This is a genomic window from Bacillus silvicola, from assembly GCF_050524305.1.
Classification (GTDB): Bacteria; Bacillota; Bacilli; order Bacillales; family Bacillaceae_G; genus Bacillus_A; species Bacillus_A cereus_AT.
This window is the reverse complement of record NZ_JBNGVC010000003.1, coordinates 68,237-86,652: the sequence shown is the minus strand read 5'-3', so window position 1 is coordinate 86,652 and position 18,416 is coordinate 68,237. Positions and strand designations below refer to the sequence as shown.

Sequence of the window (18,416 nt, the reverse complement as noted above, 5' to 3'; positions counted from 1 at the left end):
TTAGTTCTTCTTGTTTTTCTTTTTTAGATTTTTTTCGTTTGAACGCAAACATATTGTTTCCCCCTTACTACCATATATTTTTCGTTCCTAATTTTGCATTTTGATTAAACAATTTAAACATAAGCTCTAACTTTTTCTCTTCATCCACCTCTAATAGCTCGTTAGAGCGTTTGATATATCGCTTTGCTGCATCCACACGTTCTTTTACGATTAATTCCGTTTCTCCGTAAATAAATAAGAAGGCTTCCCGATTTGTTCTGCCCCATTCTAAAAACTGAAGTTCTTTTAACTTTTGATTTAAAATTCGTTCATACAAAGGACTGGTACATTCTTTAATTTTCTTCTCTATATAACGTTGTTGTTCGGTTGTTTGACATGGGAAGTTTAAAAAAACAAGTTTAATGGACTGTTTGTAGGCTTGATAAAAATAAGCATGTGAGAAAATGACAAATGCTTGTTCGTCGCTATTCTTTGAGAACATATCGTCACCTTCCACTTGAAGAATTTCTAAAAACTCCTCATTTTTCAGCTCAAATATGCCATCCTCCGTCATATCTACGATTTGCATAATTTCCGCAATACTTTTCTTTACCTTTGGTGGCGCTTCTTTCTTTTTTCCAGATAAAAAACCTAACAGTTTTGTATTTTTCTTTTTCGAAACATCTTTCTTTGGCTTTTCTTTCTTCTGTTTTTTTACTTTTGGTTCTACCTTTGGTTTTTCTTCTTTCTTTTTGTTGGGTACCACCTTCACAATTTCTTTTGGTTCAGAAACTGATTCTTTTACATTTTTTTCATTAAATCGAAATGCTGTTTTCTTCGGCACTTCTAGTTGTTTTGGCTCTTCTTTCTCCACATCTTTTTCGCTGAATAACGCCATATGTGATCCCTCCCTTATTGATCGTTATCTATGGCGCAATATGCACCTTTCCTTCTTAACAGTGTAATAATCAACACTTCATACATTCGTTTTTGAGGATTCGTACTTGGTCGCCAAATCATAATAATTGCAATAGCTGCCATGAAAATAACAAATGGTAACTGAAAGGAATCATGTACGAAATTCCTAAGAATCATTGTTACAACTAATAAACCAATTAATAAAAAGAAATCTATTAAATAAAGCACTTTATTAATCCGTAATTCTGTACTGATTTCCTTCGGAATCCGATAGCTTCTCATCGGGATTCCCTCCTTTTCGACAATAAAAAATAAGCGCACGATTACGCTTATTTTTTATCCGTATTATTTTTATTTTTGTTCACGATATCTCTCCAACTTTTGCCTGTGTTTTGCCCCATCTGATAAAAACGCTTTGTATTCTGTACCGTTTCAGAATTATGAATCCGTTCTTGCACTCCTCTTACCTTTTGTTTCACCGATGATGTAGTATTTTTAACTTTATCCGTTGTATATTGTCCTAATGTCCGTGTTTCTTGATTTCTACTTGCCGCCACTTCTTTATCACTTTCATAAGGAACAATCGGGCTACTATGTGTCACCGTTACGATGTCGGCTGATGCCGGGCTCCCTCCACTTGGTACTGGTCTTGATGTTTCCACTGGTGCCGGGCTACTTCCACTTGGTACTGGTCTTGATGTTTCCACTGGTGCCGGGCTACTTCCACTTGGTACTGGTCTTGATGTTTCCATTGGTGCCGGGCTACTTCCACTTGGTACTGGTCTTGATGTTTCCATTGGTGCCGGGCTACTTCCACTTGGTACTGGTCTTGATGTTTCCATTGGTGCCGGGCTACTTCCGCTTGGTACTGATCTTGGTGTTTCCATTGGTGCCGGGCTACTTTCACCTGGTATTGGTCTTGATGTTTGATTTCCTTCACTCACTCCTTGTCTTACTGTTCCTGGTGTTTGACTTCCTTCACTCGCTCCTTGTCTTACCGCTCCGGCTGTTGGACTTCCTTCACTTGTTCCTTGTCTTACGCCTCCTGGTGTTTGACTTCCTTCACTTGCTCCTTGTCTTACGCCTCCTGCCGTTGGACTTCCTTCATTTGCTCCTTGTCTTACTGCTCCTGGTGTTGGATTCCCTTCACTTGTTCCTTGTCTTACGCCTCCTGGTGTTTGACTTCCTTCACTTGCTCCTTGTCTTACGCCTCCTGGTGTTTGACTTCCTTCATTTGCTCCTTGTCTTACTGTTCCTGGTGTTTGACCTCCTTCACTTGCTCCTTGTCTTACACCTTCTGGTGTTTGACCTCCTTCACTTGCTCCTTGTCTTACACCTTCTGGTGTTTGACCTCCTTCACTTGCTCCTTGTCTTACACCTTCTGGTGTTTGACCTCCTTCACTTGCTCCTTGTCTTACGCCTCCTGCCGTTGGACTTCCTTCACTCGCTCCTTGTCTTACGCCTCCTGCTGTTGGACTTCCTTCACTCGCTCCATTTGATTTTCCGGCTTCTTTCATTTCATCTTGAAGACTTGTTGTTCCCGATTCTTGCCCATTTGCTACCCCAGGGTTTTCGTTCTCTCCTTTTTTCATATCTTCTTGAATAGATGGCGTACCACCATTCTTTTTATCTTCTTCCTTATTTAAGTTACCTTTTTCTTTTTCATTTTTTGCTAAATCATTTCTATTTGCTTTCTTCTGATCCGCTTTTTTCATTTGATCTTGCAAGGACTCTTTATTTTCAGATTCATTTCCATTTTTCAAGCCACTTATAAGACCAGCCATGCCACCTGTTGCCATCGCTGCCGCACTTGCTGTTTTGGCTGCTGCAACACCAGTTCCTTCTGCTGCACCTTTCGCCCCTTTTCCAATCATATTTCCGAGACCCTTCATTGGTTTTGAATTTGCAAGAGCGCCAATCCCTTTACCAAGTGCGAAACCACCTGCTAACATGCCCCAACTGCTCTTTAATCCAATATCTATTCCAAATAACCTTTCTACGACTGCCGGGCCATCTAGAACTGCCATACTAAATGCGGCTAATGCAATCAGATACGGTACACCATTTAATTTGTCATGGAGAAACGCCGTTCCCATTATATATAGCTTCAAAGACAGGAATATCATAATTGTTGCTATAAATATATTGAGGATATTGGATAATACAGCTTTTAACTTTTGACCATTCGCAACATCGGCTGGTGCTATTATGTTGACTAACAAGTAGTTAAATGCCAATTCATAAAATAACCTAGCTAATTTAATACTCACCAATAACAAAGTTGCACCAGTTATCAGTAAAGTAAAGAATATGTTCCAAAAATTCCAATGCCAGCGATAATACTTTTCTGGAAAGAAATCAAACCATCCATCTTTTAATTCAGCTAAAGATGCAACTCCTAACGCATCCATTACTCTTTTATTTTTCAAAATTTTCTTTCCGTTATCTGATAAATCTTTGTCCTTTGTAAATTCAAAATCCTCATCTATTTTTTCAGTAATATCTATCTGTCTAATATTTTTTTCGGGAATATTATTTTTCGGATTCATATCCTCTTTCTTTTTCCATCCATTTTGATCTATTACTGCAATATCCGTTATGTTCTTCTTAATAATTTCATCACTTAAAGAGCCTTTTTGCTCTGATTTTACAACCGCAATTGCATCATCGGTGAACTTATCGACCTTTGTCATGCCAGTGCTTAATAAACAAAGTACACTCAATGTTACGAAAATATTGATGATAATTTGAGAACGATTCATTTGTTTGTTCATAATAAACATGTAGCCAATATATAAAAACGAAATGGCTAAAAGAACGACAAACAATGGATATAACATATCAACAAAATTTTGTATTTCCGGTGAATTAAAGAACCCTTTAATCCCCAGTATGGCATCTGTCACACCTTCTAGAGCATCTACAACTAAAGATAATCCTACAATTAGGAACCATCCTAGCCAACGCAATACATAATTCACGATGTCTCCTACTTGAAGATAATCCGAGAACGATTCTAAAACCTTTAAAATCTCTTCATCTTTCACAATTTACCCTCCTCTCATGCTTATTACTGTCCTAATACTTCTTTTGCTGTCCAATTCACTCTTTCATTTAATCTGTCAATGCGAATAATCAATTTCCCTTTTTGTTCCCGATCTACTGAAAGGAAAAGAACCGCATCTTCTAGACCAAGAATGACCTCATTTTCTTCTGTTACAAATGGCGAGTAACTATCTAAAATCAATTGCATTTTATCCGTTATTGTCGGTACGCACATTCCCTCTTCCTCCTTTAGTTTGGATTCAAAAAAGCACTCAATCATTTGAGTGCTTTTCTAACTCGTCACTTGTTCTTTTTCTTCTAAATCACGCAAGATTCGATTAATCTTGTTTTCGACTGCTTGATAAACACTTTTGTCGATGTGGTCATTGTGAGCTAACATTTGAAATTCACTGTAAAACTCGCCCATTTCTTGATTTTCAACCTCATCTATTGATTTACCTAATTGCGCTAAAAAGAACTTATCAACTAGTTTCAAAACCGCTAAATCAGATTCAAAAAATTCATTAACCGTTTTTTCCTTCCAATTTTCAATGGAAAGGGAATCAAACGGGCTATCTTCCTGCTGAAACGCCTCTTCCGGAATCTCTTCATCAAGTCCCATCATTGTTGGTTCTTCTACTGGCTGCGGTGTCTCTATTTGGGAAGAAGCTTCTTGTTTTTGTACTTGTTCTGGTTCTGAAGTTTTTTTCTCAATTTGTTCTGCTTTTCTCTCTCCTAGAAAATCTACAATAAGTTTTTTCGGCTCTACATCATCATGTAAAGAGTGGATATCTATATCTAAAATAGATTTATCTGTATCGAACTCTACTCCTAAGTACTCCCATCTATATTTTAAAGCTGTTTCTCCCGTATTATAAATTGGACGTGGTCTGATACGCTTTCGATTATTATCTTGACGTTTTATGACACGAATAACTGCACTTTCTCCTTCTTTAAAACTCATAAGCTCATTTGCTGTTAATAACGGTCGTTGATCTAAACCTTCCGTTTTATTTTTATCTGTAGAAAGACCTTTTCCACTTCGAGAAGGTAGATTAATTGTCTGATTCCCCAGCTTTTTGGACACTTTTTCTGCTGTTTCTTGATCGTTTGTTAGAATGTAGATCGTATTCCCACAGTTTCCATCAATGGTATCTGCATCATCTCCATACTTATTTTTTATTTGTGCGTATGCTTGAACAACAAGGTTAAAGCGAATATTTCTACCGAGACAAACCGTAATAATATTCGCCATTCCTTCAATACTCGGCATGTTTCCAAATTCATCAAGTAAAAATACTACTTCACGCTGGCATTCTCCCCCTCGAGCAAGAGACGCACCCTTTGCCAATATAAAATAAAGCTGCCTTACAAAAATAGAAGCAATCACATGATTCGAAGAATCAAAGTCTGGTGTAATCATAAAAATAGCGACTGGTTTATCGAAATAATCCACTTTTGTTATTTTCATATCTTTATTTTCTTCTACTACTTTAAATTCTGTATGACCCGTTTTTTCATCTATTTTTGTAATAGAAATAGATGTTTTCGTTTGCGGATTTTCCTTTTCATTACATTGAATGGTATCTCCAACTTTTATTACTTGTTTAAAATCTAATGCAAAACGTCCTGTAATATCTGCCTTGATAGACTCCTTTGAGCCATCTGGAAATACAATTTCTACTCGTTTTCTAGATGTCACTTTTCCTTTTATTGTTTTTCCAAAACCGACACGTTTTAAATCCACACTATTTTTTGCTGTCATTTTAGCGATTTCATCAAATGTAAAAATAGAAAGTCCGTTCATTGTTTGGGTGAAAATTCCCCCTCGTGTCGTTCCTTTCGAGAAGTTTGAGGTTGCATATTGCATTTTCGCAACACTATCCGCTGGTAAGCCTTCAAAGTATAAATCTAATGCATTTTGTGGATCTGCATCCGGATCTACGATTACCTCTTTTGAACCAAGTTCTGATAACATATTTGCAACTGCATACATGGTAATTTTTTCTTCTGTACCTTCTGCAATACATTTATCCGTAACAGCTAGTATCATGGCGTTACACAAGCTCATTGCGCACTGTTGCCAAAAAGGATCTTTGACAGTTGGGTTGTAATACAAAGTGTGAGAAAGTGTTTTACATAGTGCCTGCGCTGTTGAATAATCTCCATCTTTATAAGCATCTTTGACAAGCTGCAATAAGTTATAACTCATAGAATCAAGTGGGTTTAACAAGTTCAAAACTTCAATGTGATACCCTCGTTCTTCCAGGGTATCTTTCGATGCCGTAAATAGTTCCCCTTTTGGTGTATTAATAATTAAAGAAGGTTGATGCTCCGCCCTGGAATAAACATCAATTGTAGGAAATACATAAGTTTCCCCTTTACCAGAGCGTGTTGTACCAATAATTAAATTGTTTACCGGGCTATCATCAATAAATACCTTATCACCTAGTCGGGAGATAACGACACCACCGCCACCTTTAAATGATTCCTCTCGATCTGGTACAGCTCGATACTGCTTTTTCAGCTCTTCAACTATTGTAAAACGACTAGATCCTTTCTGATGATTATTTAAGTTTTTAAAGGAAGATTTCAGCTTATACACCGTTCTTGCAATGGTTCCAATTACTACAAGGAAAACAAGCATGTAGTAAATCGGATGCTCTGCAATCGGCATCTGAAAAAGAAATCCTACCTCCATATGAAATGGTTTTGGGTGTAATAAATCACTAAATGTTGTTTCTATCAGCTCTAAAGATAAGTTGAGTAAAAAATTAGCGATTAAAAACATTCCAACAAACAAAAAAGCACTCAATGGAATGAGTACTTCTTTTTCAGCTAATTTATATTTGATTGATATCTTTTCACTATACATATCAAAGCATCACCTCTGTTCAATCTAGCCACACGTATTACTTTTTCAAACCAAATCCAGAATCATAATTATATTTTTCATATTCTGTTATCTTATCGAAATCATTCGTTATATCTAAAGATATGATGTATCGAAATTTCTTAGTAATTTGAGCATCTGTTGGCATTTGTTGAAAACTCGCTATTACTTTTATATCGGAATCCTTCATTTGTTGAAGAAAGTATATAAAATCTTCCTGACATAAATAATTGGTTTCATCTACAATTACATATTCAAATTGTTTAGCTATATTTATCACATCTTCTGTAATTTTAAAATTCCTATATCCCTCATTTGATTCACAATCTAAATATTGTAAAGTCACATGCCCCTCTGTTTGCTTCTCTAATTCTTCGTATTCCTTCAATGGATCTAACACTAAAACTTTTGATAAACTTAAAGCCATTTTCTTCAATTCCCTCGTTTTCCCTGTTCCCACTCGACCTACCACCATTAAACTTTTATCTAGACTTGAAATTTGTACTAAATTTGCACTATTAACAAACATCTATATGACCCCTTTCATTAAAAAAATTAGATTACATTTATTTTCAAATTAAAAAGGTACTCTTTTTATGAGTACCTTTTTGACAATATCAGTTGGTTTTTTCTTTATTTACTCGCTACCATCTTTTCATTTTGTTTCAGAACTGGCTTTTCCGGTTCTGTTAGCTTCTCTGGATTTGTTGGATTCTCTGGTTCTGTCGGCTTTTCTGGTTCTGTTGGCTTCTCTGGTTCTGTTGGCTTTTCTGGATCTGTTGGTTTCTCTGGTTCTGTTGGCTTTTCTGGATCTGTTGGTTTCTCTGGTTCTGTTGGTTTTTCTGGATCTGTTGGTTTCTCTGGTTCTGTCGGCTTTTCTGGTTCTGTTGGTTTCTCTGGATCTGTTGGCTTCTCTGGTTCTGTTGGCTTCTCTGGTTCTGTTGGTTTCTCTGGTTCTGTTGGCTTTTCTGGTTCTGTTGGTTTCTCTGGTTCTGTTGGCTTTTCTGGTTCTGTTGGTTTCTCTGGTTCTGTTGGCTTTTCTGGTTCTGTTGGTTTCTCTGGTTCTGTTGGTTTCTCTGGATCTGTTGGCTTCTCTGGTTCTGTTGGTTTCTCTGGTTCTGTTGGCTTTTCTGGTTCTGTTGGTTTCTCTGGTTCTGTTGGTTTCTCTGGTTCTGTTGGTTTCTCTGGTTCTGTTGGTTTCTCTGGTTCTGTTGGCTTCTCTGGTTCTGTTGGTTTCTCTGGTTCTGTTGGTTTCTCTGGTTCTGTTGGCTTCTCTGGTTCTGTTGGTTTCTCTGGTTCTGTTGGTTTCTCTGGTTCTGTTGGTTTCTCTGGTTCTGTTGGTTTCTCTGGTTCTGTTGGCTTCTCTGGTTCTGTTGGTTTTTCTGGATTTGTTGGATTCTCTGGTTCTGTTGGCTTCTCTGGATTTGTTGGATTCTCTGGTTCTGTTGGTTTTTCTGGATTTGTTGGATTCTCTGGTTCTGTTGGTTTTTCTGGATCTGTTGGCTTCTCTGGTTCTGTCGGCTTCTCTGGATTTGTTGGTTTTTCCGGTTCTGTTGGTTTTTCTGGATTTGTTGGTTTTTCCGGTTCTGTTGGCTTTTCTGCCCCTGTATTTTCCGTATTACCATTCTCACCCTCCGTTATAATTGGTGGGTTCACAATTGTATCTGGTTTCTTCTCTGGTGGAAGAATATCTCCTATACTCGCTACGGTAGAATCAATATTTTGATCGCCAAATGCAAAATGATCTCCATTCACGGTGACTTGTGGCTTATTATCTGTAATAGCTGCAATCACATTATCCTTTGCTGTATCTTGAATTGATTTATCTGTCGTTTCTTTATCAAAGAGTGCTAGAACACGAGAAGTGGTGTCATCCCCATTTTGAAGATTACTTACAATAGATTTTTCTTTAAAATTAATTTTTGATTTATCCAACTCTTCGATTACATAAGCAACTTCATTATCCTTACTTTGAATTGCATTCTCTGTAATTGCTTCAAAATCTTGTTTGTTCAGATCTTCTTTCTTTTCCTCCGGCTTATTCTTATCTACCTTTTTTGTAATAGCTGATTTACTTTTTGATGATTCCTTACTTCCAAACCAACTGCACCCTGTCGTACTCAATATCAATGAACCACCAAGAAAAACAATTCCCATTTTTTTGTACAAATTCTCATAATTTAATGGCATGTTATTCTCTCCCCCTTAGATGTTCTGTAGATCTTTATCAATTTTTTCAATCTTAGCTTTCTTTTCTTCTTCACTTATCGTAGATTGCTGAATATCTCGTTTTTCTAATTCTTTAACCTCTTTCATCAAGTTTTTATTTCCTTGCGTTTTGGCAAAAGAATAACATTCTTCATATTTTTTCAGATGTACAAAAGCTTCAACGATGAGCTTTTCACGTCTACCATCCATATTGACTTTCCCCTTAAGTTTGATTACCTCCTCATATTTCTTATTAAGCGCTGCCTTTTCAAAGTCGATTACATCATTTTTGACATCAATTTCATTGATTTTATTCATGTTGTCTATCCCAATAAAATAAGCAACCACACTTTCTGCAAATTTCGGCTCATATTGTAATGCCTTATTTGCCTTCCCATTTAATAAATAAGTAAATAAAACTGCCTTCTGACTATCTTTATCTAATTCTGTGTAATTGACCTTATCGAAGTATTTAACGGCTTCTCCATACTGTTGAATGGCTGCCTGTTGTAATCCTTTTACTACATATTGTTCAGAACCAGCATTTGCACTCGAAACTGGTTCGGAAGAGAATAACTTAAAGGCAAATATGGCACCAGCTCCAATTAACACCACACTTCCTATAACACTCGCAATAATTTTGAATCCTTTTCTATTTTCCTTTCCAGGCTTTACTTGTGTTTTCACTTCATCCGATGGACTATAGGAGGGTTCCTCATTTCTTACTGGTAATTCTTCTTGATATTCATATTCTTCATGAAAAGGAGAATCATTGATTTCTCTTTCTAATGTTTCTAACAGCTCCTTCTTTTGTTCCTCTTGTTCCGGACCTAATTGCATCACATTCATTTTTTTAGAAATGTGATCAAAAATATGATCTGCATATCTCGAACCAAGTGATAACGTACCGTTATAAATTTCATTAGCATGACCATCTAACAAGTCGAAATCAATATGTTCTTGCCGCCCTGCTTCTCTATACACACGTTCTAATCGTTTCGTTAAGGTATAAGCCTCATGAAACGAATATTGCTTACCCGACTCAATTTCTGTTCCATTGCTACTCTTAAAAATGACAAACATGGCTTCTCCTTTCTTCCGTTTGATTTAAATTTACTTCGAATGATCTCTTGAATTATTATTTTCAGCTTTATTGGTTGCGTACTTATGATAGATACATAAAACAGCAATCAATACCCAAATAATGATGAAGAATATCACAGCTCTTAACAGTGCTTCTGGTTTTAGCATTGAGATAATTGGTTGTATATTACCAATAACCAGAACACTTTCAAATACTCTTGACACCCCCATAATTCTCCCCCTAATTTCTTAATAAAGCTCAAATTCCATAAAAAAAGGCAACAAAAAAAGCCATACCCTTTGCATAGCCTCCTCATTGCCTTAATTATATTTTTTCACTATTTCATCCAGAAAAACGGGAATAAGATTTGACCAAATTTTACATTGCTATTTACGCTCTCTGCTAAGTATTGGCATCCCATTACAATAACAAGTCCGACTGCCCCACCAATAAACCACCAAACACATTTATGTCTTCCTCGTTCGCCGCCCCATATTAATAGATAAGCGCCAAAACAGAAAACAATTGCTGTACTAACTATTGCTCCTCTTTGCATCCATGTAATAAATGAAGTACCCGTATTAATTAGACCGTCCATCGCATCACCTAACACTAACATTTGAGCTACTGTTTCCAACATTGACATATACATTCACTCCCTTTTCATTTTTAGATGCTTATACGTTACTAAGCTGACTTGGCTTATTTGACTTGCTGTCTTCTTTTACTTCTTTTACTTCTTTTACTTCTGTTGCTGTTGCCTTATAAGCTTGTAAAGCTTTCATTACTAAATCTTGATTTTCTTCAATGTATTTCTGATGATGTAAATGAAGCCAATGGTTATAATCCTGACCATTGGCTCTTAATAGGTTTGCTACCATATCTTTTTCTTTTTTTAATTCCCTCTGTGTAATCGCCACTATATCACCACCTTTCAATGATTATGTGATTACTTCTGATATTGTTCTTTGCAATTTTTAACAAAAAAACTAATTTCTTTTTCAAGCTCTGATGCTTTAATTTCTGACAGCTTAATATCTTTTTTAGGCTTTCCTTTTTCATAGTACGCAAGAGAACTTCGTCTTTGAGATAGCCCCCAATTATGAGGATTGCTGGTACCTGGTATATCCTCACGTTCTTCATCTAACTCGTGTACTTCAACATTTTCTTGTTTAGCTACTTTTTTTACAAAATGAATCCAATCTTCTCGCTTTTTCTTGTCAGCACTTAACATAACAAAACCTGTGCCATCCTCACTCATGAACTTCTTCATTTCTAACGGACTAAGTTCCATTACTTCCCCTTTTCCCGAACTAAAGACAAATGTTGAACCAATACCAATTGCAATTAACAGTCCAACAACAGCGGAAATGATCCACCCTTTACGACTCATGCATGTTCCTCCCTATGTCATATTTTAATAAGCGATTTTGAAGTGTGATGAGACACTTTTAAACTTCAACATCTGTCTATATTTTATAACATTTAAAGGAAAGTGGGATAGAAAATGGAAATATCATTTATGGCTGGAATGACGAACCCTGTATTGGTATGCGTATAGAAACTAACCCCGACCTAGCTTCTATATGCCCAATACCGCACTACGTATTTTGGCATGAACGTAGAACCTTATGTATCTACTGTTTGTATGGTTTATCGCTTCTTTAGAATGTCAAAATGGGATATTCCTCACGATCACTAGCGCAAACAGATTTTTGATACAATGCATTTCCAATGGTCACAGATATGAGTTTTACGTACGCACTCTTCTAACGATAATCGTATACCTAACCCCTCTAGTGACCGTTTCAAGGGAGGCACGCATATATATTGAAAGCCGTATATCATCCTTCTACATCATTACTGAAAGGAAGATATACGCAATATATATCTAAATTGTCAAAGAGCAAATTACTTTGTGCTATGTTCTCAGCACACTTCAAAATCGCTTTTTTTATTTACACTTTTGTTTTACGGCTACTAATTCCGCTTGTTTATGTTTCCTTTTTGCGATCAAGTTTTGATGTTCGTCTCTGACAGAACGCACTTGATAATAAATTTGAGCTACATTTTCAATGCTTCCTGTGTTATTTTCAATTGCGATGGTGCCTTTCAGTTCGTATGTTTTTCCATCAAAAGTTTTAACACTATGAGCTTGTGATGCGGCAATATCATAAAATGTGAGTCTTTGTTCTTTTCCCATATGAACGCCTCCTATTTTTGATAAAGAAGGGAGAAAAACGCTTCTCCCATGTATAGTTTTCTAGCCATCTAGATAGGATAAAATAGTGAACGAGTGCTTGATATCATGCTAGGGTTGTTGTGTTGTACGAAGTGATAATGCGTTGTGCTGCCTCTTTTCCGTATATGTGCTGTAATGCGGATTGAGATTCAACTACAATTGAATGCTGAATGTGGTATGTTGCGCTATCTTTTAAAAACTGCTCCATATGAGGGATCGGGTACAAATCATATTGATGAAACACCAGGTGAATTGGTCTTATATTCTTGCATTCTGTTAGATACTGAAGAAAATTTGATAATGCTTCTCCTCTCTCTTGATACGTACTTGTTTCCGTTTCTATACTTATATACACAACCGATTTTTGCTTTATATTCATTTCAAACGTTTCATAACCAGTTAGCAAATCATGTTTGATGATGTGATATCCTTGTTTTTGCTTTTCATGATGTGTATCTTCAAAAAAGATGCCTTTCGGATCAAAAATGAAGATAAAATCATCATTTGTTTCTTTCACACCTTCTATGACCGATTTATAAGCCCCAAATCGAGCTTTTATCACACCTGCAACCTTTTCCCCTTCATTCAGTTCTTTCAACGCTCTAATCACCTTTGTATACTTCTTAGCTACGCCTAACATGTATTGCACTCCTTCCTATTTCATTTCCCTCTTCTGATTACTACTGAAACCAAAAATACTCTTTTTGTTCCTCTTGCTTTTCACGTTGATGTTTTTCAAGAATGTATAGCAAAGTGATAGTTATCGCATCCCTTGTTTCTTTTGAATAAAGACCTAGTTCGTGGAAGATATGATAAGCTGGATGCTCATTCTCGAGCGAATTTACTACCTCTACCAAGTTCGCTTCACTCTCATACATTTTTTCCGTGAACTCAATAACTTTTTTCACATCTAGGTAATATAGGTTTTTATGACGTTGATCCAGATACAAAATACTTCCTGCCAATAATTTTGTAGCGGATTCTATCCAATAATCATGTTGCTTTAATGGTTTAATTACAGTTTGAGCGATTGAAATTGCTTGCATCAATTCTTCAGGTAACCAAGCACTCTTGCGCCGCATAACGCCTTCCCCAGGTTTCCCTAAATTTTTCATTTTATCGACATAGATTTCTGACATTTCATTTCATCTCCCTCTCGGTTTCTTATATCTTGCTCCCTATCCAAAAAACAACTGTCCAAATGGGAATTACGAGTATGCATGCATTTCGAAATCCAATAGCAAAGCCTAACGGATTTTCATCTACTTCAATAAAATAAGGTTCATATTCTTTCATATCACAATTGAGCTTTCTTACGGTTTCTTACTGCAAATATGGCTCCGATTAAGCTAAATACGACACATGCAAGACCAATCCATTTTATATATGGATTTTCAGCTTTACCGCCTGTTGTCGGAAGATACGTTTCGATTTTCTTTGGTGTTTGTTCTAGTTGTGGTTTCATAACAATCTGTTGCGGTCTCTCTAATTGTGGTATGACAGGTTTTTCCGTTACTTTTGGTTATTCCTGTATCTGTGGTAGTAGTGTTTATGGTATTTGTGGTTATTCTGGCTGTTCCGGTGCGGTGTCACTGATGTAGGGGGGTGTCGGTCTCTTCTGATCCTTCACCGCATGTTTAATAATTTGACCATCCTCTTTAATTTCAAAAGAGAATATTTCTTCATTTAATAAATAGCCGTCTGGTACAAATGTTTCTTCAAATATTTTTAATCTGAATTTTTAGATTAAAAAACTTAAAAAATAACAATAAAATTGTACCTTTTATAGATTGTTCATTTACAATATAAATGTATAATTATTTTTTATGAAAATAATTCATTTCAACTTAGCTCGATAATATGTTGCAAAAAAAAGGTTTTCAACTGGTTCTCCAAAAAAATCCGAAATGCTTTTTGCCCGATTAGAAATTAAACCCTTTCTACCCGATTCAACATCATACAAAGTACTAACCGGGATTTTTGAACCTTTTGAAACCTCATTAATTGTATAACCTTTTAATTTACGAAATTCTCTTAAAGCCGTCAAATGTCTCACCCCCTTATTTACAGTTTATTCGTCTTTAAGCCTATAGTCAACACTTAAAGTTCATATTTTTAACACTTTTAGTTCATCTTTTCAAAAAACCTTATTTTACTATGCAAAATTGGAGTGATAACAAAAATGACAATCGATGAAAATATTGTAGGGAAAAACATAAAGAAATTAAGAGCTATAAAAGGAGTAAGCCGAAAAGAAATGGCTGAAGATTTAAATGCTACATATAGAACCGTATCTAGCTGGGAAACTGGAGAAAAAAAACCACGCTTAAATAAATTAGAGGAAATTGCTAATTATTTAAATGTCAGTGTACCTTCTTTATTAAAAAATGAAATTCCGGATGAAGACCTCTTAAAAAGTATTAAAGGCGAAGATCCAGTTGAACGTTTAGCCAGACTACTCTATGAACGATACATGAGTGTACCAGATAAACATAAACCTCATATTGAAGAAGAATTATTAAAGTATGCTAGCCAATTAAAAAAGCAAGTTGAACAAGATGAATAGGAGAACCTCATTCCAGAGACTCTCCTATTCATCTTGTTCGTAACTCGCACATAACTCCATAATTTCACTAAAAGTTTGTAAATCAATCGTTTTCACAATCTCTACTAATTCATTTATACTTAATACCATTCTCTCCATTGCTGCCCCTCCATTTTTTATTTTTATATTGTGAAAAATAACACAAAAGTTTTATAATTCCACATTTAGGTATTTATAAAACAGTTTATAAAATCACAAAAGACACCGTTCAAAACGATGTCTTTTGTAAAAATATAAAGTTTAATAAGAAACAGAAAAATTATCCCCCGCCACCAGGATCAACCATCATTCTATAAAGCTCATACTGTTTCCCGAAATCTTTAGCTTGTTGGGAGTACTGTTGTGTTTCCATTTTACCTAGTGAACTATTCACTACGGGGAATAACAGTATAGCGGCTACTATTAATACGTATATCTTTTTCACCATTTCCTCACCATCCCTTGATAACTATATTATAATTTCTAAATATTCATTGTATATTGCTTCAGCAAATTTTACGTACAAAAAATCATTATTTGCTTTAAACATATCAATAGATTGCTCAATTAAATGTATATCTTTTTTAGCCATTCCTAGATAACATGTTTGAATTGGAGTTAACATATTCTTTTTTAATCTAATTTCTTCTAGTATATTTATCGCTTGTTGATATTTTCCTTTTTTGATTAAAAATAAAGCATACTCAGCCGGATGTAATTTATCAAAATCTATTTTATCTAAATCTTTCCACCAAAAGATTCTAATGAAGTTAATATCATTTAGAGCTATATTGTATTTCAAACTACCTTTTGCACCCTTCAATACATTTAACGCTTCTTGTAAAAAGTATAAAGATTTTTTATAATCAGAAAACATAAGGTTTTCTCCACTCCTAATATTCAACAAAGCTTCCATGACAGGGAAGAAATTTATATCCTTATGTGTTCTTAATTCTCCATTTTCCCTTACAAATTTTAAAGATTTATTTTTCCTTAATATTGAATAACTCCATAATTCTTTTGCCCAAAATCCGTATAAACTCTTTAAATAAATATTGGTTACTAATTTATCATCCATTATATTATTCTCTACTCTCGACTTATAACCTTCCATTAGTCCAAAATCTCCTAAATCACAAAGGATTAGCATACTCAGTATATCGCAAAAAATTTCTACATCCGCATTTGAATTTCTAGTCTTTTGGATATCCAAGTACACTTCTCTGACATTTTTCCCTTTCAAGCGGTCGATATATAAATTAAAAATCTCTGCAAACCGTCTCATTTCTAAATCCTTGCTCTCTTCACATATTTTAGAGAGATATTCCATTAATACTACGTGATCGTTCAAATGAGCAAGTGCAAATGCAACCTTCACATTTATGTTTAATCTATCATCTAAGGTACCTAAATAATCAATTATTTTTTGTTCTTGTTTATCTTTATCATCTGCAAAAATGACATAGACAATTTTCGAAAAAGTATATACAGATATTTCTTTGTTCTTATTAATCCAATTAGAAATTGTAGATTTAGCAACCCCAATTTCTTTTGCAAGATCAGTATATGTCCTATTTTTAGATGATAAATAATCATCAATTTCTTTGGCTAATTTCTTCATGTATTTTCACCTCGTCTTTTTTCACGAATATTCAGAAATGTACATATAAGTAAGAAAATTATACCACATTACCTAGAAACAAGTGTTTGCTCAAATTTTGACGGAATTTTCTGTTTATTAAATGCAAAAAAATGAAAACTACTCCAATTTATGTACCTAATCTCTAAATATGAACTTAGGGTGTTGATATTATCCACATACAATTGTAAAATAAAAATAACTTATTTATGCACGAAATCTTTTTAGAAAACAAAAAATAAAACCCCACCTCCCAGTTTTTGATTGGCTTCTAGTTTGGCGACCGGAACCAATTAAAAACTTCTAAGATAGGGTTTTAATTCACACTATAAATATATGTGTTTTCTTTAGTATCATACTTGATATTAAAATTATATCATAATGCATATACAATGTGAATATAAAACCTCTGTTTTTCCTTTTTATTTGTGGTGGGAAAATTAGGAGGTTTTTTCTGTGTTATTGCACAACTTTTTACTTAGTCGAGCGAAATCGGAACTAAGTCCCCACATCAATCACCTATCAAAGAAAACCGGGGCTATTAATCAATCAATTAAGAAAGTTACTACTTACATTGATAATATTGTCCTAGAATATGAAGGTGTTACTACAAAGGATTACCTCACAAAACGTAAATATGAAGCTTTAGAAACAATTTTATCGTACCTAGTACAAGAAGGATATTCCCAAGTAAAGCAAGATCATATTAGCAAAAAATCAGGTATTTCAAAACCTATCATTAACTACGTATTAACATGGTTGCAGGATCTAGGAGTATGCCAACAAATTAAAGTGCGAAGATATGGTAAGATCGCTCCTTCAATTTACATTTTAACCATACATAACAACTATTTAAAAATTATTGAATACTTCAAGATAAAATGGGCTGTAGCAATTGATGTGTGCTCTACTTTCACTAAATTTCTAAGTGAGAAACTCTTTAAGAAAAATTTTGTAGCCAATCACGAAGATATAAAAAATGATATACAAGTCTTGTCTAATTCTGTAGATATTTTCAGTGTAAACAAACAAGAAAAATCAAATACGGATTGTAAATTAAAAGAAAAGACTAACAGATTACAAGATTTAGACGACTATCTTAGTGAGGATCAGAAAAAGGCTTATTACTACATTTTAAGTCAAGAACTAAATCACCTTAGTGAAAAGGATGCATACATAATTGCTTTAAGAATGCCACCTAATATCGACCGCTATGCTAGATGGGATTTTGAAGAATGTGTACAATGGTTTCAATACAATAAAGCTCAAAATAGCAATCCTGCACATTTTATAAAAATGTTTGGGAAAAAGTCTAAACAAAACTGTGAACGAAGAAATCAGAACGCATTAAAAAAGAAATCCCTACATGGTACAAATAAAAAAAGAGAATTTATTTTCTATAATTTTTTAGAAGAAAGTAATTAAATTTTAAAAATCATATTAGTATGTAGCCTTGCTTAAAAAAATCAAACATAGCAAGGCTCTTTGTCATATCCTCTTATATACGTTCATAAACTTGTTATTTTTTGACACATAAAACTTCGAAATACAAATCATCTTATATAATCTTTTTATGAAGTTCTCGGCAATTTACGTATACAATCAGCCTTAATCTACTTACGGCTAATTCATCATTGACTATCAAATTAAATTTGAAATTTACTAAGAGAAAATCCTGAATAGCTTGCTAGAGTAAGTTTAAATGCATCATAATTTATTCTAATGTTTTTATTGGTTCTACTTTTTAAAACAAGATTTATTTAATATAGCATTCTGAAAGTCTTTCTATTTGTCTAATTTTAGGGAATCCGATTCAACTTGCAA

20 protein-coding genes and 1 pseudogene are annotated in these 18,416 nt (G+C 34.7%); 2 read left to right on the top strand and 19 right to left on the bottom strand.

The genetic code is table 11. From position 1 onward, the window contains the following. Positions 1-67 precede the first annotated feature (67 nt). The 17 genes and pseudogenes from ACP6L7_RS09410 to ACP6L7_RS09330 form a co-directional block, all read right to left on the bottom strand. Positions 68-877, bottom strand: a complete 810-nt coding sequence (locus ACP6L7_RS09410) for a TraC-like domain-containing protein (RefSeq protein WP_430529083.1) — start codon at positions 875-877, stop codon at positions 68-70. A 14-nt stretch (positions 878-891) separates the two neighbouring features. Beyond that, positions 892-1,179, bottom strand: coding sequence for a DUF5592 family protein (locus ACP6L7_RS09405; RefSeq protein ID WP_002130425.1), 288 nt, complete (start codon positions 1,177-1,179; stop codon positions 892-894). Positions 1,180-1,226: 47 nt separating this feature from the next. Further along, positions 1,227-3,944 carry a pLS20_p028 family conjugation system transmembrane protein gene (locus ACP6L7_RS09400; protein WP_430529082.1) on the bottom strand — a complete coding sequence of 906 codons (2,718 nt, stop codon included), beginning with the start codon at positions 3,942-3,944 and terminating at the stop codon, positions 1,227-1,229. 23 nt (positions 3,945-3,967) lie between these two features. Next, a complete protein-coding gene (locus ACP6L7_RS09395) occupies positions 3,968-4,177 on the bottom strand; it encodes a hypothetical protein (protein ID WP_000338017.1) in 210 nt (69 codons plus the stop codon). 57 nt (positions 4,178-4,234) lie between these two features. Continuing rightward, entirely contained in the window at positions 4,235-6,817 is a 2,583-nt protein-coding gene (locus ACP6L7_RS09390) for a VirD4-like conjugal transfer protein, CD1115 family (protein WP_430529081.1), read from the bottom strand. Between the two features lie 37 nt (positions 6,818-6,854). Beyond that, positions 6,855-7,364: a hypothetical protein gene (locus ACP6L7_RS09385; RefSeq protein ID WP_430529080.1), complete on the bottom strand. Its 510-nt coding sequence runs from the start codon at positions 7,362-7,364 to the stop codon at positions 6,855-6,857. Between the two features lie 104 nt (positions 7,365-7,468). After that, positions 7,469-9,025 (bottom strand): hypothetical protein, encoded by a 1,557-nt coding sequence (locus ACP6L7_RS09380; RefSeq protein WP_430529079.1) that lies wholly within the window; start codon positions 9,023-9,025, stop codon positions 7,469-7,471. Between the two features lie 15 nt (positions 9,026-9,040). Then, positions 9,041-10,126: a hypothetical protein gene (locus ACP6L7_RS09375; protein ID WP_430529078.1), complete on the bottom strand. Its 1,086-nt coding sequence runs from the start codon at positions 10,124-10,126 to the stop codon at positions 9,041-9,043. A gap of 30 nt (positions 10,127-10,156) precedes the next feature. Beyond that, positions 10,157-10,357, bottom strand: a complete 201-nt coding sequence (locus ACP6L7_RS09370; RefSeq protein ID WP_050001510.1) for a hypothetical protein — start codon at positions 10,355-10,357, stop codon at positions 10,157-10,159. Positions 10,358-10,464: 107 nt separating this feature from the next. Further along, positions 10,465-10,773 (bottom strand): hypothetical protein, encoded by a 309-nt coding sequence (locus ACP6L7_RS09365; protein WP_002130440.1) that lies wholly within the window; start codon positions 10,771-10,773, stop codon positions 10,465-10,467. Between the two features lie 31 nt (positions 10,774-10,804). Next, positions 10,805-11,047, bottom strand: a complete 243-nt coding sequence (locus ACP6L7_RS09360; protein ID WP_430529077.1) for a hypothetical protein — start codon at positions 11,045-11,047, stop codon at positions 10,805-10,807. Positions 11,048-11,076: 29 nt separating this feature from the next. Then, the gene (locus tag ACP6L7_RS09355; protein ID WP_430529076.1) at positions 11,077-11,520 is read right to left on the bottom strand and encodes a hypothetical protein; all 444 of its coding nucleotides are present in this window, start codon (positions 11,518-11,520) and stop codon (positions 11,077-11,079) included. A gap of 561 nt (positions 11,521-12,081) precedes the next feature. Further along, positions 12,082-12,330, bottom strand: coding sequence for a hypothetical protein (locus ACP6L7_RS09350; protein ID WP_002090828.1), 249 nt, complete (start codon positions 12,328-12,330; stop codon positions 12,082-12,084). 103 nt (positions 12,331-12,433) lie between these two features. After that, entirely contained in the window at positions 12,434-13,009 is a 576-nt protein-coding gene (locus tag ACP6L7_RS09345; RefSeq protein WP_430529075.1) for a hypothetical protein, read from the bottom strand. Positions 13,010-13,049: 40 nt separating this feature from the next. Further along, positions 13,050-13,508 (bottom strand): type IV secretory system conjugative DNA transfer family protein, encoded by a 459-nt coding sequence (locus ACP6L7_RS09340; RefSeq protein ID WP_430529074.1) that lies wholly within the window; start codon positions 13,506-13,508, stop codon positions 13,050-13,052. A 158-nt stretch (positions 13,509-13,666) separates the two neighbouring features. Further along, positions 13,667-14,092 (bottom strand): annotated as a pseudogene (locus tag ACP6L7_RS09335) (LPXTG cell wall anchor domain-containing protein); the annotation flags it as partial. Between the two features lie 114 nt (positions 14,093-14,206). After that, positions 14,207-14,416 carry a helix-turn-helix domain-containing protein gene (locus ACP6L7_RS09330; protein ID WP_430529073.1) on the bottom strand — a complete coding sequence of 70 codons (210 nt, stop codon included), beginning with the start codon at positions 14,414-14,416 and terminating at the stop codon, positions 14,207-14,209. Between the two features lie 135 nt (positions 14,417-14,551). On the opposite strand from ACP6L7_RS09330, the gene ACP6L7_RS09325 reads away from it, so the two are divergent. Further along, entirely contained in the window at positions 14,552-14,935 is a 384-nt protein-coding gene (locus ACP6L7_RS09325; RefSeq protein ID WP_430529072.1) for a helix-turn-helix domain-containing protein, read from the top strand. A 298-nt stretch (positions 14,936-15,233) separates the two neighbouring features. Here the strand turns inward: ACP6L7_RS09325 and ACP6L7_RS09320 are convergent, their stop codons facing one another. Then, complete coding sequence (locus tag ACP6L7_RS09320; RefSeq protein ID WP_430529071.1) at positions 15,234-15,401, bottom strand: hypothetical protein; 168 nt, start codon at positions 15,399-15,401, stop codon at positions 15,234-15,236. A gap of 21 nt (positions 15,402-15,422) precedes the next feature. Beyond that, positions 15,423-16,574 carry an AimR family lysis-lysogeny pheromone receptor gene (locus ACP6L7_RS09315; RefSeq protein WP_430529070.1) on the bottom strand — a complete coding sequence of 384 codons (1,152 nt, stop codon included), beginning with the start codon at positions 16,572-16,574 and terminating at the stop codon, positions 15,423-15,425. A gap of 474 nt (positions 16,575-17,048) precedes the next feature. Here ACP6L7_RS09315 and ACP6L7_RS09310 point away from each other — a divergent pair, with 474 nt between their 5' ends. Further along, on the top strand, positions 17,049-18,017 hold the full coding sequence (locus ACP6L7_RS09310) for a Replicase RepFR55 (RefSeq protein WP_430529069.1): 969 nt from the start codon (positions 17,049-17,051) through the stop codon (positions 18,015-18,017). The last annotated feature ends 399 nt before the right edge of the window (positions 18,018-18,416 follow it).

Excerpts from the sequence above, each read along its gene's own strand:
- ACP6L7_RS09410 (WP_430529083.1), bottom strand. The coding sequence starts at position 877 with ATGGCGTTATTCAGCGAAAAAGATGTGGAGAAAGAAGAGCCAAAACAA.
- ACP6L7_RS09405 (WP_002130425.1), bottom strand. The coding sequence starts at position 1,179 with ATGAGAAGCTATCGGATTCCGAAGGAAATCAGTACAGAATTACGGATT.
- ACP6L7_RS09395 (WP_000338017.1), bottom strand. The coding sequence starts at position 4,177 with ATGTGCGTACCGACAATAACGGATAAAATGCAATTGATTTTAGATAGT.
- ACP6L7_RS09390 (WP_430529081.1), bottom strand. The coding sequence starts at position 6,817 with ATGTATAGTGAAAAGATATCAATCAAATATAAATTAGCTGAAAAAGAA.
- ACP6L7_RS09385 (WP_430529080.1), bottom strand. The coding sequence starts at position 7,364 with ATGTTTGTTAATAGTGCAAATTTAGTACAAATTTCAAGTCTAGATAAA.
- ACP6L7_RS09380 (WP_430529079.1), bottom strand. The coding sequence starts at position 9,025 with ATGCCATTAAATTATGAGAATTTGTACAAAAAAATGGGAATTGTTTTT.
- ACP6L7_RS09375 (WP_430529078.1), bottom strand. The coding sequence starts at position 10,126 with ATGTTTGTCATTTTTAAGAGTAGCAATGGAACAGAAATTGAGTCGGGT.
- ACP6L7_RS09370 (WP_050001510.1), bottom strand. The coding sequence starts at position 10,357 with ATGGGGGTGTCAAGAGTATTTGAAAGTGTTCTGGTTATTGGTAATATA.
- ACP6L7_RS09365 (WP_002130440.1), bottom strand. The coding sequence starts at position 10,773 with ATGTCAATGTTGGAAACAGTAGCTCAAATGTTAGTGTTAGGTGATGCG.
- ACP6L7_RS09355 (WP_430529076.1), bottom strand. The coding sequence starts at position 11,520 with ATGAGTCGTAAAGGGTGGATCATTTCCGCTGTTGTTGGACTGTTAATT.
- ACP6L7_RS09350 (WP_002090828.1), bottom strand. The coding sequence starts at position 12,330 with ATGGGAAAAGAACAAAGACTCACATTTTATGATATTGCCGCATCACAA.
- ACP6L7_RS09345 (WP_430529075.1), bottom strand. The coding sequence starts at position 13,009 with ATGTTAGGCGTAGCTAAGAAGTATACAAAGGTGATTAGAGCGTTGAAA.
- ACP6L7_RS09340 (WP_430529074.1), bottom strand. The coding sequence starts at position 13,508 with ATGTCAGAAATCTATGTCGATAAAATGAAAAATTTAGGGAAACCTGGG.
- ACP6L7_RS09325 (WP_430529072.1), top strand. The coding sequence starts at position 14,552 with ATGACAATCGATGAAAATATTGTAGGGAAAAACATAAAGAAATTAAGA.
- ACP6L7_RS09320 (WP_430529071.1), bottom strand. The coding sequence starts at position 15,401 with ATGGTGAAAAAGATATACGTATTAATAGTAGCCGCTATACTGTTATTC.
- ACP6L7_RS09315 (WP_430529070.1), bottom strand. The coding sequence starts at position 16,574 with ATGAAGAAATTAGCCAAAGAAATTGATGATTATTTATCATCTAAAAAT.